This is a genomic window from Bradyrhizobium manausense (assembly GCF_001440035.1).
Classification (GTDB): domain Bacteria; phylum Pseudomonadota; class Alphaproteobacteria; order Rhizobiales; family Xanthobacteraceae; genus Bradyrhizobium; species Bradyrhizobium manausense.
The window spans coordinates 470,480-485,337 of sequence record NZ_LJYG01000112.1 but is presented as its reverse complement, the minus strand read 5'-3'; the positions used below and the strand labels follow the sequence as shown (position 1 = coordinate 485,337).

13 protein-coding genes and 1 pseudogene are annotated in these 14,858 nt (G+C 62.6%); 4 read left to right on the top strand and 10 right to left on the bottom strand.

Features of this window, described 5'->3' with window-relative positions; all coding sequences use genetic code 11:
* Positions 1-144: 144 nt before the first annotated feature.
* From AOQ71_RS38870 to AOQ71_RS38860, 3 genes are all read right to left on the bottom strand, one after another.
* On the bottom strand, positions 145-1,050 hold the full coding sequence (locus tag AOQ71_RS38870; protein WP_083514795.1) for an AraC family transcriptional regulator: 906 nt from the start codon (positions 1,048-1,050) through the stop codon (positions 145-147).
* Between the two features lie 439 nt (positions 1,051-1,489).
* Positions 1,490-2,971, bottom strand: a complete 1,482-nt coding sequence (locus AOQ71_RS38865) for an NCS1 family nucleobase:cation symporter-1 (RefSeq protein ID WP_057758556.1) — start codon at positions 2,969-2,971, stop codon at positions 1,490-1,492.
* Positions 2,972-3,361: 390 nt separating this feature from the next.
* Positions 3,362-4,105, bottom strand: coding sequence for a TetR/AcrR family transcriptional regulator (locus AOQ71_RS38860; RefSeq protein WP_057758554.1), 744 nt, complete (start codon positions 4,103-4,105; stop codon positions 3,362-3,364).
* A gap of 501 nt (positions 4,106-4,606) precedes the next feature.
* Between AOQ71_RS38860 and AOQ71_RS38855 the strand changes: the two genes are divergently transcribed.
* Positions 4,607-5,170 (top strand): hypothetical protein, encoded by a 564-nt coding sequence (locus AOQ71_RS38855; RefSeq protein WP_057758552.1) that lies wholly within the window; start codon positions 4,607-4,609, stop codon positions 5,168-5,170.
* 357 nt (positions 5,171-5,527) lie between these two features.
* On the opposite strand, the pseudogene AOQ71_RS49325 reads toward AOQ71_RS38855, so the two are convergent.
* The 7 genes and pseudogenes from AOQ71_RS49325 to AOQ71_RS38825 all read right to left on the bottom strand — a co-directional run.
* Positions 5,528-5,743: pseudogene (locus AOQ71_RS49325) on the bottom strand (acyl-CoA synthetase); the annotation flags it as partial.
* A gap of 43 nt (positions 5,744-5,786) precedes the next feature.
* Positions 5,787-6,623: a transporter substrate-binding domain-containing protein gene (locus tag AOQ71_RS38850; protein ID WP_057758550.1), complete on the bottom strand. Its 837-nt coding sequence runs from the start codon at positions 6,621-6,623 to the stop codon at positions 5,787-5,789.
* Positions 6,624-6,636: 13 nt separating this feature from the next.
* Complete coding sequence (locus tag AOQ71_RS38845; protein WP_245317373.1) at positions 6,637-7,173, bottom strand: MaoC family dehydratase; 537 nt, start codon at positions 7,171-7,173, stop codon at positions 6,637-6,639.
* An 8-nt stretch (positions 7,174-7,181) separates the two neighbouring features.
* Positions 7,182-8,765 (bottom strand): acyl CoA:acetate/3-ketoacid CoA transferase, encoded by a 1,584-nt coding sequence (locus tag AOQ71_RS38840; RefSeq protein ID WP_057758548.1) that lies wholly within the window; start codon positions 8,763-8,765, stop codon positions 7,182-7,184.
* Between the two features lie 16 nt (positions 8,766-8,781).
* On the bottom strand, positions 8,782-9,924 hold the full coding sequence (locus tag AOQ71_RS38835) for an acyl-CoA dehydrogenase family protein (RefSeq protein ID WP_057758546.1): 1,143 nt from the start codon (positions 9,922-9,924) through the stop codon (positions 8,782-8,784).
* A 12-nt stretch (positions 9,925-9,936) separates the two neighbouring features.
* The gene (locus AOQ71_RS38830) at positions 9,937-10,305 is read right to left on the bottom strand and encodes a tautomerase family protein (RefSeq protein ID WP_057758544.1); all 369 of its coding nucleotides are present in this window, start codon (positions 10,303-10,305) and stop codon (positions 9,937-9,939) included.
* Between the two features lie 3 nt (positions 10,306-10,308).
* On the bottom strand, positions 10,309-11,394 hold the full coding sequence (locus AOQ71_RS38825) for a LacI family DNA-binding transcriptional regulator (RefSeq protein WP_057758542.1): 1,086 nt from the start codon (positions 11,392-11,394) through the stop codon (positions 10,309-10,311).
* Positions 11,395-11,577: 183 nt separating this feature from the next.
* On the opposite strand from AOQ71_RS38825, the gene dapA reads away from it, so the two are divergent.
* The 3 genes from dapA to AOQ71_RS38810 are packed head-to-tail and all read left to right on the top strand — an operon-like array spanning position 11,578 to position 14,850.
* Positions 11,578-12,486 carry a 4-hydroxy-tetrahydrodipicolinate synthase gene (dapA, locus tag AOQ71_RS38820; RefSeq protein ID WP_057758541.1) on the top strand — a complete coding sequence of 303 codons (909 nt, stop codon included), beginning with the start codon at positions 11,578-11,580 and terminating at the stop codon, positions 12,484-12,486.
* Between the two features lie 13 nt (positions 12,487-12,499).
* Positions 12,500-13,687, top strand: a complete 1,188-nt coding sequence (locus AOQ71_RS38815) for a CaiB/BaiF CoA transferase family protein (RefSeq protein ID WP_057758540.1) — start codon at positions 12,500-12,502, stop codon at positions 13,685-13,687.
* Complete coding sequence (locus tag AOQ71_RS38810; protein WP_057759080.1) at positions 13,687-14,850, top strand: acyl-CoA dehydrogenase family protein; 1,164 nt, start codon at positions 13,687-13,689, stop codon at positions 14,848-14,850. The genes AOQ71_RS38815 and AOQ71_RS38810 overlap by 1 nt, the downstream gene beginning before the upstream one ends.
* Positions 14,851-14,858 lie beyond the last annotated feature (8 nt).

The window sequence follows — 14,858 nt, the reverse complement described above, 5'->3', positions numbered from 1 at the left end:
ATTCAGCTCTCGTTGTCAGGTGGCGCAATCCTTCAGGTGCGGCCGGAGCCATTGATGCCCGCGATCGAGCCGCTTCTCGTTTGCGGCCGGGGCATGCAGACGCCGGTCTTCCGATGGATGGAGATGAGGATCTGGCGGCGCGCTTTAGGTCTTCCGGATCAGTCGCCAGCGGCCTGGTGTGGCGCCAAGCGCCGCTGAGAAGGATCTGGTGAAGTGACTCTGGTCGGCGAAGCCGCATTTGATGGCAATTTCCGTCAGCGACAACGTCGAGTCCAGCAGCAAGGCCTTGCTTTGCTCGATGCGTTGATTCATCAGCCACCGGTGCGGTGGGGCTCCCATGCTGATCCTGAAAGCGCGCGCAAAGTGGGCAGCTGACAAGCCACATTCGCTCGCGATCCGTGCCAGTGACATTTTGCCGTCCAGATTCGCGCGGATGAGTGCCCTCGCGGTCCGAAGCTGCCATGGCGCCAATCCGCTGCGGCAAGGGCGGTTGCCAGGTCGACTGATCGTGTATTTGCGGAGGAAATGAGTATTAAGAGCCATCGAAACATAGCCGATGAACAGCTCGTTCGCCTCTTGAGGTCTCTCCAAGGCCGGCAGCAGGCAGCGGCCCAAATGTGCAAGGACAGGGTCGAGGAGGTTCGCACCGGCCACGACGTCATATTGAAAGCGACCAAGGTCAAGCTCGGTCGCAAGGTCACTTAGCGCGTTGTGGCGCAGATAGAGGTACAGGAAGTCGAATGGGTCATGGAAGTGAATGATCGTTTCGCATCGCAGATCGTAGACGGTTGTCTCGTCCTTCAAGGCGCCCTTGCGCATATGCCGGCCGTCCACCCATATCTCGCCTCTCTGATGCTGTAGCCGAACGCAAAGCCCAAAAGCCTCGTCGGCGGGGGATGGCAATGTCGGATCACCGACCGCCCCGCAATATGTTATCCGGACGGCGGCGAACGCTCCCTTCTGTAGCGACTTGACTGTTCCGGTGTTCGGCTGCCGGAGCATGGGAAATAGTCTTGCGAAGCGATCTCCGTAGCGGCCAGCATTGATCATGGTTCGCTCCCGGAGCGCCGCCGGAGCCGTTTGGCGCAGTCTGCGACCAGCTCTGCCGCCGCATGTCTTCGCAGGCGCGATTCGTTCAACCTTGGTTCAAGGTGTTCAAGCGCAACCTCGCGGATCCGCAGGATCGACTTCGGACGACAGCGCTCGGCGGGCGAGCGGAAACCGAGCGCTCCGCCGGCCGTTCCTGACGAGGACAATCTCAAGCGGATAATGCGCTTGGTGATTTCGCTGCTGGAGGTCGCGACCATATTGGAAGAAGCGGTCAACGATCTGCATCCACTGAAAACCGCAGAACGAGCGGATAATCGGCAGTAGCTGCTGAGGTGATCACGAGCTCGTCTCAATCTTGCATGCGCGTTCGGTCGAACGCGCATGCTGAAGTTTCTTCCCGGACGCCGCCGGGTCGGCGGTGGGTCCGCGAAGAGGGCCGTCATTCACCTGCCCCGACGACGATGGGGACCGAGTCCTGCTCTTTCGATAGCGCTCGGTAGATCGTTCCTCCGACACAAGCTCCGATGAGCCATCCCCAGTCTCCGACGTTGAAGATCAGTCCGTAGGCACCCAACAGGGACAGCCCAATCGACAGGACCCCGGATAGTGCCAGCGCGATCAACGCCCTGGAGTTCCAGCCGCCGTCGTAGTGGAATGCTCCGCTCGGCGACATCGTATAGAGGTCATCCACTCTCACGATCTGCTTTCTCACGAGGTAGTAGTCGGCGACCATGATGCCGAACATCGGTCCGAGCGTTGAGCCGAAGATGCTCACGAACAGCGTGATGGCCGATGGGCTCGCCACGAACAGCCAGGGACATACAAGCACTGACAGAATAGACGTTATGAGGCCGCCCATCTTGAAATTGATGCGCTCCGGATTGAGGTTGGAGATGTCGTAGGCGGGGGAAACGAAGTTCGCCACGATGTTGATGCCCATGGTCGCAACGATGAACGTGATCGAGCCCACAATGACGACGATGGGATTGCCGATTTTCTCGACGATCAGGACTGGATCCATGATCGCTTCCCCGAACACGTTCAGAGTGCCGGCCGTCACGATGACCGTGATGATCGAAAACACCAGGAAGTTGACCGGCAAGCCGAGCAGGTTTCCTGCCTTCATGGCGTCCTCGCTCTTGGCGAACCGGGCGAAGTCACCGAAATTGAGCAGGAGGGCCGAGAAGTACGCGACAATCAGCATTGCGGCATTGGCCATCACCCCAATCGTTGCCGCATTCGATGCCGCGGGTGGGCTGAGCTGAAGCGACAGGCTCGAAAAGCCGGTCTGCCACAGCATCCAGACCGCGAGGGCCAGCATGACAACGTAGACCACCGGTCCGCAGAAATCGATGAAGCGGCGGATGCGCTCCATGCCGCTCAGGAAAATGATAAGCTGGAACAGCCACATGAACAGAAAGCTGAACCAGGCGAGGGTGGACAGGCCGATAATGCTGTTGTGCGTAAGATCGACTGCTGAAGGTGCCAAAGTGATGATGAGGACCTGGACCGCCTTCGAGGCGAAGTAGGTCTGTACGCCGTACCAGACGATGCCGACGACGCCTCGCACGATGGCGGCGAGATTGGCGCCCATTACCCCGAACGACACGCGCGCCATGACCGGGAAGGGGATGCCGTATCGTTGAGAGGGGCGGCCAATGAGGTTCATTAGGAAGTAGACCGCCGTGATGCCGACCGTCATGGAGATAAGAACCTGCCATCCGGTCAAGCCGAGAAAAAACAGGCTTGCGGCGAAGGTATAGCCGCCAACCGAGTGGACATCCGACATCCACATCGCGAACAGGCTGAATAATCCCCATGTTCGTCCCTCGGGCGCGGTCGGAGCAAGGTCGTGATTATAGAGCTTGGGATGAGCACCGATAATGACCAGCGCGGGAACGTCGCCGCTGTTGGACGTCATATCCTCTCTCCAATGTTTGTTTGACGAGGGCCCGCACCATGCGAGGCGATCGGATCGAAGCAAGCAACATGCCATCTCTGTAACGATCGATAAAATAATTTTACGTTCGATAAAATAGTTTTACAATAAGGTTTTCATGGCCCGCCTCTAGCCCTTGACGCGAGCTGAGCGAACAACTAAAGGTAGAGTAACCGGTCGGCCGTGAGCGCCGAAGTGACGTTTGTCGAGGGAAAGTCTTGAAGGGCCGGGGATGCGCGCGGCCGAGCAAGGGCCTAAAGCATGGTCCCGAAAGGAGCGAAGCAATCTTCCTTCGCGACAAACGCCGAATGCGCTTGCGTGGATCTCGTGCGCAGACGACAACCGAAGGCGCGATGACGATTCATCCAGTTTTCATCGTGCCTTAGGTGCCCGGCCTTGCCGTGGCCCGCTCGGCGGGAGCCGGTTCGTCGGCTTGTCGCTCTTCTCAAGCCCGAGGCCGCCAAGAACGAGCTGGACGATGGTCGCTTTTGCGGAATCGAAATCCGCATCCTCCAGCTGCCGCTTGCCTTTCATGATGATCATTTGGCTCGAGAAATCGGCATAAGCCTGCGTCATTGCCCAGATGCAGAAAAAGAGATCCACTGCGCTGATCGCGCGAATGGACCCGCTCGCCGCCCATTGCTCCAACGTCGCGACCTTATCGAGCAGCAATGGGGTTGAGACCTTCTCGATGAAGCTGCCGATGAATTGTGCGCCGCTGATGATTTCGTTTGCATAGATGCGCGACAGATGAGGGTGATCTCGCGAGAAATCGATTTTTTTGTGGATGTAGCCGATAAGAATGGTCTGGATGTCGGACGTCATGTCCAGATTGTCCATATCCCGCGCCCACATGTTCATCGCACGTTCGAGCACCGCGCGGTAGAGATCCTCCTTGTCCTCAAAATAGTAATAGATGTGGGGTTTTGCGATCGAGGCCTTCTTGGCAATCAGGGCAGTCGTCGCCCCCCGGAAGCCGAAATGCCCAAATACGAACTCCGCCGCATCAAGGATCTTTTCTTCGACGTCAGGGCCCGGCGCCGCAGCCTTGCGGCCGCCTTTTGGCGCGCGGCGGATGCGAAACAGCTTGAGCTTGTCGGCAGACATGGCAGCCATATGGCCTCATTGGGAGCGCTGCCTCCGCGAGGAGGGCTGAACGGAAATGTTTGGATCGCGATAGGCGATTCATGCGCAAGGTGCTCTTCCTATCCAGTATTTTCAAGCGGTTAGGCCGGGCAATGATAGGATTAAATAGCTTTCGAAGAGAGGGGCAGTGACAGCTCGTCGGCCGGCGCAGCCCACATGTGGCGGTGTCTCCGTGCTGACTTCGGAGGCGCGGGCAAAATGCGCTGCCGATAGACCCCATTCGCTGGCGATGCGTGCGAGAGAAAACTCACCATCGAGGTTGGTGCATATCATGTTTTTTGCGGTCCGAACTTGCCAGGCCGTCAATCCGCTGCGGCGCGGGCGATCGGCTGGCAAGATGCTGGCGGACTAATTTAGCGGGATCAGCTTTCGAGGCGTGCATTGATCAATCGTGGCTCAAGACGTTCAAGCGCGCTGCCCTTCTGTAATCTAGAGTTGTATTGCCGTGATCGCAGGGCGCCTCTGGAGCAAATGATGTACTTCACACTCATCAGGTCGAAGGCCGCATCGGCATCGATGCAGGCCAACCTGTCATTGCTGGAAGCACTTGTTAGAACCGCTCGGTCGCGATTCTCGACGCTTGTGGCCCGACTTTCCGAACTGCATAATCGATCTGTGGCCATCGCGCTTTGGGCGAGCCTCGGTAAATCCGGCAAGCACAATGGCCATGGGGATAGTCTCGCTAGTGTCGCGCGGGATGCGATTGCCGTGATCAAAGTGATGGATCGCATGGCTGACGAGCTCTTGCTTGAATCAAAGCAGTCGTTGTCATCAGTGGGACACCTCTCCGGCAATGTCCGCGAGATCGCCTTTGGGGGATGGCGCCTGCTCGGTGGGCAGTCGATGAACGATCTCCGCGCGGTTGCTGTTGAAGAGAAACTCCGGCGCATGCCACGCCTGGTGATCTCACTGTTGGAGGTGGCCACGATCCTGGAGGGGACTGTCGCAGATCTTGCGCCAACGGTGGACGGCAAGACGATCGAGGAAAAGGATCACGTCTCGAGCGATAGCCGTCTCCTCCGATCATCTTTCTGATCGCGAGGCGCGCAGGGCTGGAGGACACCGGCCGGTCGTGAAGAGATCTTTGTCTCTGCCGAGTGACATATCTCGCACGTATTTGAACCACAATCGAGCCAGCTGATTAGTGACCGGCGCGAGCGCCTGGCGGACCTCGACCCGTGCGTTGACCTGCCGCCCATGCCACCGGGCGTCGCCAAGATACTGACGCTGGGATCGCCGTCATCGCGCCGAATGGGTCGCTGCCTGCAAAAAGTGAGCCCGGAGCTCGTGAGAGCTCCGGGCAGTGGAGGGAAGGAGCGCGACGCGGGGTGCCTGCCTGCGATGTGCTACGTCTCAGCACGGTGGCGGCGTTCGAAACCGTTTCATGATGGCTCAAGCCGAGATCGCCTTCGCGGAGTCGACCAGATTGCGCAGCAGGAATTTCTGGATCTTGCCGGTCGACGTCTTCGGGATCGGTCCGAACACGATGGCCTTCGGCGTCTTGAAGCCGCTCATATGGCTCCTTACAACGACGAAGCTCTCTGACATATTCTTACGGCGGACCTGGCGCGCCAGTTTCCGGAAGGCCGCGCGCACTCCCCAATTCGGTCGCTCGTATGTGCGCGGCCACACATGAGGTGGCGCAGGCCGGTCAATTCGTCGGCCCCTCGCCGCGAATGGCGAACGTCGTCGCCTTCAGCTTAGTCATGCCGAACCTGTCAAACAGCTTGTCGTAAGTGCCGTCGGCCCGGATCGCGGTGAGCGCATCTGCGGCGGCCTGCGCGAGCAGCTTGTCACGGAAAGCAAAGGTGATGTCGGTGCCGGCGATGTCGCGCACCCAGATCTTGGCAATGCCCTTCTGCTCCAGCGAGTTTGCGGTCTCGTTGATATTCAGCGCGGCCTCGAGCTGGCCAGCGCGCAGCGCTGCCGAGGTCGCGGTTACCGTGGTGAAGGTGCGCAGATCGATCGGCTTGAGACCCTTGGCCTCCATGGCCGTGCTGAATTCACGCGCCTTGCGCTCGGTGTAAGTCGCCGATTCCACCCCGACCACGCGGCCGGCGAGATCTTCGAACTTCTCGAGCTTCAGGCTGGAGGAGGGGTCGGTGTAGATGCTGATCGCCTGCTGCGCGTAAGGCACGAGGTAGAGCATCTTCGAACGCTCCTCGGTCCAGAACAGGCCGGTGTTGATGGCGTCGAAGCGGCCCGAGCGCAGCGCCGGGATCATGGGCGGGAAGTCCATGCGCAGGAACACCGGCTCGACGCAGATGCGCTTGGCGATCTCGCGGGCGAGCTCGACGTTGAGGCCCTGCAACTCGCCCTTGTCGTCGACGAATTGTTGCGGCGGCAAGGTCGGGTTGATCGACATCTGCCATTTGGGCGCTTCGATCAGGCTCGACGCCGGCACTTTCGGCGTGCAGGTCTGGGCACCGACGGCCTGGGTCAGGCCGACCAGAAGGGCGAGGGCGGAGAAGGTTTCTGGAAGTCGCATCAAGGTACTCCTGTCAATCGTGGGTGGCAGTTGAGCCGTCTCCGGTCCGAGGCTCCGTCGTTGTCACGTGGCAGCCGGCACCGCGATCGGCTTGCCGGGTGAGGATCAGCGAGATGTGGCGCGCCGCAGTCACGACCTCGTCGTGCTGGTTGAGCAAGTCGAGCGCCTCCACGACGATTCCTCGTTGAGGATTTTTGGTCGGCCGCTTCTCGACGAAGCGGAAACGAACGCGCAGGCTGTCGCCGGCCACGATTGGCCCCTTGAATTTCACCTCGTCCCAGCCAAGCGAGGCCACCGAGGTCTCCTCGTACAGCTTCAGCTCCGACTTCAGCCCCTCCATAAGCGACAGGCCGAACAGGCCGTGGCCGATCACGGCAGGAAACCCGCGCGAACGCGCATAGGCGCCGTCGATATGGAGCGGGTGGTGATCGCGCGTGACGTCGGCGAAGACTGCGATGTCAGCCTCGGTCACGGTGTGCACGGCGGTCTCGAACTCCGCGCCGAGCGCGATGTCCTCGTAACGGAGATTGATCGGTGCGCTCGTGTCCATGGTGATCCTCAGGCGACCCTGCGCGGCCGCGCTGGCAGGGCGTTGAAGGCTTGCGCGATTCCCATCGGCCCGGAGCGGAAGATGCGCGGGTCCATGTCCTTCAATTGCGGGCTGATGCGCGGGCGAAAGCCCATATGAGCGAGGATGTCCTCCTCTAGGCGCACGCCCGGCGCGATCTCGGTCAACGTCACGTGGCCGTTCTCCAGCTCGAACACGGCGCGCTCGGTGACGTAGCTGACGTGCTGGCCGCGCTGCGCGGCGAGCGAGGCGCTGAAGCTGATCTGGCCGACCTGCGGGACGAATTTGCGGAAGGCGCCGTCGCGCCGGATCGCGAGGCGGCCGTTCTCGACACTGATGTCGAACTTGCCGCCGGCCATGGTGCCGCTGAAGATCAGCCGCTTCGCATTCTGGGTGATGTCGATGAAGCCACCAGAGCCGTCGCGTCGCTCGCCGAAGCGGGTGACGTTGACGTTCCCGGCTTCATCCACCTCAGCGAAGGACAGGAAGGCGCAGGACAATCCGCCGCCGTCGTAGAAGTCGAACTGATAGGCCTGGTCGAGAATGACGCGCGGATTGATCGCGGTGCCGAATTCTCGCGCATGGCCGGGTACGCCGCCGACCACGCCCGATTCCACCGTCAGCGTGATCAGATCCGAAATACCTTCCTCGGCCGCGACATTGGGAATCATGGCGGAGATGCCGACGCCGAGATTGACGACGTCGCGCGGCCGTAGCTCGAAGGCGGCGCGGCGCGCGATCACACGCCGCTCGGTGAGCGGATCGGGCGTGATCATCGCCACCGGGACGCGCGTCTCGCCGCAGCGCGCCGGATCGTAGACGGTGCCGTAGGTCTGCATCTGCTCGGGCTCGAGCACGACGTGGTCGATCAGGAAGCCGGGGATCTTCACCATCTGCGGATGAATCGAGCCGCGCTTCACGATGCGCTTGACCTGGCAGATCACGGTGCCGCCGGCATTGTGCACGGCCTGCGCGATCGAGAGATCCTCGCGCGTCGTGCCCTCGTGCTCCATGCTGATATAGCCGTCCTCGTCGGCCGAGGTGCCGCGGATGATGGCGACGTCGGGCGGGGCGGGAACGCGGTAGAGCAGCCAGGACTGGCCGTGCAACTTGAGCAGGTCGACCAGCGCCGCGGCGGTGCGCTTGTTCATGCGTCCGCCGTCCTGGCGCGGGTCCATATAGGTGTTGAGGCCGACATGGGTGAGCACGCCCGGATGTTTCGCCGCCATGGCGCGGCAAAGTTGGCTCATCACGCCTTGCGGGAAATTGTAGGCGTCGATCAATTCGTCGCGGACGAGCCGCATGAACGGCACCTGAAGACCGAAATTGCCGCCGATCACCCGCGCGATCAGGCCTTCATGGGCGAGATGGCAGAGGCCCTTCTCGGTCACGGCACCGACGCCGGTGATGTTGATCAGCGTGAGCCCATGCGGGCCCTGGCCGCCAAGGAAGCGCTGCTCCAGCGCCTCGAGGATCGCTTCGGCTGCCCCCGTGCCGCCATTGCCGCCGACAATTAACGTATCGGCGTCGCGGATCAAGCTGGCGGCCTCTGCCGCGGTAATGATGCTTAGCATGAGCACAGATGTCCTATCACGCGGCGTCCTTCTCGACCTGCCGCGCGATGATCAGCCGCTGGATCTGGTTGGTGCCTTCGTAGATCTGGGCGAGACGCACGTCGCGGAACAGCCGCTCGATGCGGTACTCGCGCGAATAGCCGTTGCCGCCGTGAATCTGCAGGGCGTTGGAGACGTGTTTCATCGCCATATCTGTCGTAAACAGTTTTGCCTGCGCCGCCTCCTTGGCGATTGGCTCGCCGGCATCGTGCAAGCGGGCGGCATGGTGGATCAGGAGACGCGCGGCGGCGATATCGGTCGACATGTCGGCGAGCATGAACTGCACCGCCTGGAAGCCGATGATGGCCTGGCCGAACTGCTTGCGGTCCTTGGCATAAGCGGTGGCGTCCTCGAACGCGGCCTGCGCCATGCCAAGCGCCATCGAGGCCATCATCAGCCGGCTGAAGTTGAAATTGCTCATGGCCATTTTGAAGGCCTGGTTCTCCGGCCCCATCACGCTGTCCGAGGGTAGGCGCACATCGGAGAACGTGATCTGGCAATCGTCGAGGCCGTGCATGCCGAGCAGCTCCTCGTTCTTGCCGCGGGCGATACCGGGCAGGGCGCCGTCGACGAGGAGGCAGGAGATGGAACGGTGGCCTGCCTCGCTGCCGGTGCGCGCGAACACCATGATGCGGTCAGCGACGCCGCCGAGCGTGACCCACGCCTTGGTGCCGTTGAGCCGCCAGCCATTGCCCTCGCGTACCGCATTGGTGCGGATGCCAGCTACGTCGGAGCCGTGGTCGGGCTCTGAGACGGCGGTGGCGGGAATGATGTCGCCGCTCAGGATCTTCGGGATCAGGGCCTTGTGCGCCTCGGTGCCGTGATGGTCGAAGAACAGCACGGCCTCGACCGGGATCGCGAAGGCGTTGGCCACCGCACCGGAGCAGCGCGCCAGTTCCTCCATTGCGATGCAGGCCGCGACTGCATCGAGCCCGGCGCCGCCGGCGCCTTCACGCAGGCAGATGCCGAACAGGCCGAGATCGGCCATGCTTTTGTAGAGCACGCGGTCGAACCGGTCCTCGCGGTCGATCGCAGCGGCTCGCGGCAGGATCTCCGCCTCTGCGAAGCGGCGGGCGGTGTCGCGGAGTGCTTTCTGGTCCTGGCTGTAGAAGCGGTCCATGGCGTGCTCCCGTCAGTCGCTGGCCAGTTTGGAATCGTGGGACACTTCGCTGCGGTCTCGGTCGATGAAATAGACCGCGACGTCGTCGCCGGGCACGCCATAGGCGCTGGACACGGCGCGGGTCAGCGCGATGGCGGCGGCGCGCCGCTCGGCCTCGCTGCGGCGGAAGGCGTGGACCTTGAGCAAGATGCGCTGGCCGCTGGCGGGAGCGCCGAACGTGCCGGCATGAGCGTAGTCGTCGGGCGCAATGTTCAGGAAATAGAGCGTGACCGTATCCGCGGTGACGCCGAACGCCGACATCAGGCCGTCCGTCACCGACCGCGCCAGCGCGGCCTTGCGCTGGTTTGGAACTTGCGGGGCGAGTACTTCGACATAGGGCATCGGTCAGGCCTTCGCGGATTTGGCCGCAGACGGTTTGGATGAAGAGGATTTGGACTTGCCGGATCTAGCAGGGGCGGGGGCGTCGATCTGGCGGCAGGAATCGCGCTTGATCAGTCGGGCGCCGACGCGATATTCGCGCACCCCGTCATTGCCGTTGCCCTTGACGTCCATGCGATGCAACAGCCGGTCGACGGCGAGATTGGCAAGATCCCGCGCGCCGTTGTCGACAATGCTGATCGCCGGGCGATGCCATTCGAACCACGGCATGTCTTCATAACAGAGCAGCGAGAGATCGTCGGGAATAGCGATGTTTCGCTCCGCCGTCACCCGCAGCACGCCGAGCGTTGCCTCATGATTGGCAACGAAGATCGCGCTCGGCGGCCGGGGGAGATCGAGCAGCTTGCGGGCGTAGGTCGCGCCAGTCTCCGGGACGTAGTGGCCGGCATGAATCAATGTGTCGTCCCTGGCGATGCCGGCCTCACGCAGGGCGCGGACATAGCCGGACAATCGTTCGCGGCCCGACGTGGTGTCCTGGCGGCCGACGATCAGCCCGATCCGCTTGTGCCCGAGCTCGATCAGGTGGCGGGTGCCCAGATAGGCGCCTTGCGGATCGTCGGCGAGCACGGTCTCGAGATCGGTCGCGTCGTCGCGCCGCACCAGGCAGACGATGGGCACGTCCTTGGAGAGCGTCTTGAGCTGCGCGCCGTTCTTGCCCGTGGGCACCACGATCAGCCCGTCGATGCGGTGATCGACCAGCGTGGTGAGGGTGTCGCTCTCGGCTTGCGGATCGTCGCCGCCGATGCACAGAAGCATCTGATAACCCAGCGCCTTCAGACGTGCTTGCACCACTTCGGCCATCACCTGGAACGAGGCGTTGGTGAGATTGTGGACGAGAAGAGCGACCAGCCGCGACTGTCCGGTCTTGAGGCCGCGCGCAATCGGGTTCGGCCGGTAGCCGAGCTCGCGCGCGATGCGCGCCAGACGCTCCTGCGTGCGTTCGCTGGTCAGGCCGGTTCCTGTCAGCGCTCGGGAAGCAGTGCTGACTGAAACGCGGGCCGCCAGTGCCACATCTTTGAGCGTGACGCTCATCAAACCTGCCGATAGACTGCAAACGATTGCAAAACGCTATGAGCTTATTCCTCGCCAATCAAGCTCAAAAAATGGATGGTGTTGCTCAATGCAGAGCCAATTATGCAAACGATTGCACAAATCGTGCGGATATTCAGCAGACGGCGCCTGTCCTCCGAATCCAGCTGAGCACCCGGCAGCTCCCTGATGAAGACGTTCCGCGGCACCTACAACGTTATGATCACGCCGTTCACCGCAGCGGGCGAGGTCGACGTGACGGCACTGCGCGCCTTCGTCGACTGGCAGATTGCGGCGGGCATTCATGGGTTGATCCCGCTCGGCTCGACCGGCGAGTTCCTGTCCATGGACGATGACGAGAAGACGCTGGTTGCGGAGGTCGTCATCCGCCAGGCCGGGGGCCGGGTGCCGGTACTGATCGGCACCGGGGCAGAAGATACGCGCGAAGTGGTGCGCCTCAGCCGCCGTGCCGAAAAACTGGGCGCCGACGGCGTGATGATCATTCCGCCGTTCTATTCGACGCCGACCGACGACGAGCTCGTGCACCACTACAAGACGGTGGCGGATGCGATCTCGCTGCCGATCATGGTCTACAACAATCCGGCGACCGCCAATGTCGATCTCAAGCCGCAGCTGGTGGCGCGCATCGCCGAGATCGACAACTGTCTCTATATCAAGGAGTCGACGCTGGAGGTAACGCGCGTGCGCGACATCGTCCGCCTCTGCGGTGACAGGATGACCGTGTTCGGCGGCATCCTCGGCTTCGAATCCTTCGTCGAGGGCGCGCAGGGCTGGGTGGCGGTGGCCTCCAACGTGGTCCCGACGGAAATGGCCCGCATCTTCAGCCTTGTCGCCGACCACGGCGCGATTAAGGAGGCGCACGAGCTCTATCTCAAGTACCTGCCGGTAATCGAATTCGTCGGCGGCCAGGCCTACGTCGCCGGCAGCAAGGCGCTGCTCAACCACATGGGTTTTGCAGCCGGCAACCCGCGCCCCCCGCGTCTGCCGCTGCCGGCAGCACAGGATGCGGCCGCGCGCGCCCTAGTCAAGACGTTCGATCTCGCGTGGCGCGGCGCGCCGGTTGCGGCTGCTTGAATGAGGTGAACGGATGAACCTGCTCGACGGCGTCAAGATCCTCAGCTTCAATCACTATCTCGCAGGCCCGTTGGCGGCGCAGACCTTGGCCGATCTCGGCGCCGACGTCATCGCAGTCGAGCCGATCGAGGGCGCGTTCCAGCGCAACTGGGCGGTCGCCAACCACTTCGTCGCGGGCGACAGCGTCAATCATCTGGCCACGGGGCGTAACAAGCGCAGCCTCGCCGTCGATCTCAAGCATCCCGATGGCATAGCCGCGGTGAAGAAGCTGGTCGCCACCGCCGATGTCGTGATGGAGAATTTCAGGCCAGGCACGATGGCCAAGCTCGGCCTCGGCTACGACACACTCAAGGCGATCAACCCCGGTTTGATCTATGCAGTCGCCACCGGCTTCGGATCGGAGGGGCCGTACAAGGATCGTCCCGGCCAGGACCTGCTACTTCAGGCAATGTCGGGCCTTGCAATGCGGACGGGGCGTGCCGATGGCGAACCGACGGCGGTCGGTGCCGTCATTGTCGATCAGCATGCCGCCTCGCTCTATGCGATGAGTATTCTCGCGGCGCTGTTCGCGCGGACGAAGTCCGGCAAGGGGCAGCTCGTCGAGGTCAACCTCTATCAGGCCGCGCTCGATCTCCAGGTCGAGCCGCTGACCGCCTGGCTGAATGGTGCGCCGTCGCCGACGCCCCGCGGGCCGGCCGGCATCGCGGCGTGGTTCAGCCCCGGTCCCTATGGCATTCACGCGACGGCAGACGGCCATATGGCAATCTCGATGGCGTCGCCCAAGGCGCTCGCGGTCGCGCTCGACAGCGAAGAGCTGAAGCAGTTCGGGGAGAGTGACAGTTTCTCGAAGCGCGAGGAGATCACGCGGATCGTTGCCGCGCGGTTGAAGCGGAAGCCGACGGCGGAATGGCTGCCCGCGCTGGAAGCCGCGCGGGTTTGGCACGCGCCCGTGCAGGATTATCGCGACCTCGTCTCCGATCCCCAGCTCAACCATCTCGGCGCGTTCAAGAGCGCCGAGAGTTCAGGGGGCGCGCCGATCCGAATGGTCGCGCATCCTGCGCGATATGACGGCGAAACGCCGGAGGTGAGATTAGTGCCGCAGCGACTGGGCGCCCAGACCCGCGAGGTGCTTGGCGAGATCGGCTACGGCGCGGCGGAGATCGACGCGATGGTCATCAGCAAAGCTGTGGGAGTGGCGTGATGATCGATTTCTCGCTGCCCGAGGAGACCCGCCTGTTGGTCGACACCGTCCGGCGTTTCGTCGAGACGGAGGTGCAGCCGCTCGAAGATATTGTCGAACAGACAGCCAAAGTGCCGGCGGATGCGCTGGCGGTGACCAAGGCCAAGGCGCAGAAGCTCGGCCTTTACGCCATGAACATGCCGGCCGATGTCGGCGGCGGCGGGCTGTCTTGCGTCGAGCATTGCCTGGTCGAGGAGGAATTCGGCAAGACCTCGGACGCGCTGATCCGCCGGGTGTTCGGCCAGGTCTATCCGATGCTGATGGCGTGCAAGGGCGATCAGGTCGAGCGCTATCTGCTGCCGACGGTGAAGGGCGACAAGATCTGCGCCATGGCGATCACCGAGCCGGGCGCCGGCTCAGACGCGGCGTCGATCAGCACGAGCGCTCAGCTCGACGGCGATCAGTGGGTCCTCAACGGCACCAAGCATTTCATCAGCGACGGCGACATTGCCGACTACGTGATCCTGATGGCGCTGACCGACAAGGAGAAGCGGGCGCGGGGCGGCATCACGCTGTTCCTGGTCGACCGAGCTACGGCCGGCTTCAAGGTCGCGCGCACCCAGCCGATGATGGGCCATCGGGGCTATGGCCATGCCGAGCTGAGCTTCGAGAACTGCCGCATTCCCAAGGCGGCCGTGCTCGGCGAGATCGGCGGCGGCTTCAAGCTGATCATGCAGAGCGTGCTGCAGATCCGGCTCGCCCATATCGGCGCCCGCGCCGTCGGCATGGCGCAGCGCGCGCTGGAGATGATGCGCAAGCACGCCGGCGAGCGTCGCCAGTTCGGCCAGCTCATCGGCGACTTCCAGATGGTGCAGAAGCTGATTGCCGATTCCGCCACCGAGATCTTTGGCGCCAAGATGATGGTGCTGAACGCCGCCTGGGACATCGACCAGGGCCGGGATGCGCGCGACAAGGTCTCGATGATCAAGGTCGCGGCCTCCGAGATGCAAGGCCGCGTGGTCGACCGCGCCATCCAGGTGTTCGGCGGCATGGGATTCAGCAAGGATCTGCCTTTGGAGCGCATGTATCGCGACGCCCGCGTCACCCGCATCTATGACGGCACCTCCGAAGTCCACCGCATGCTGGTTGCGCGCAGCACCATCAAGAACGGCTTGCAGCTCTAGGAAGCGTT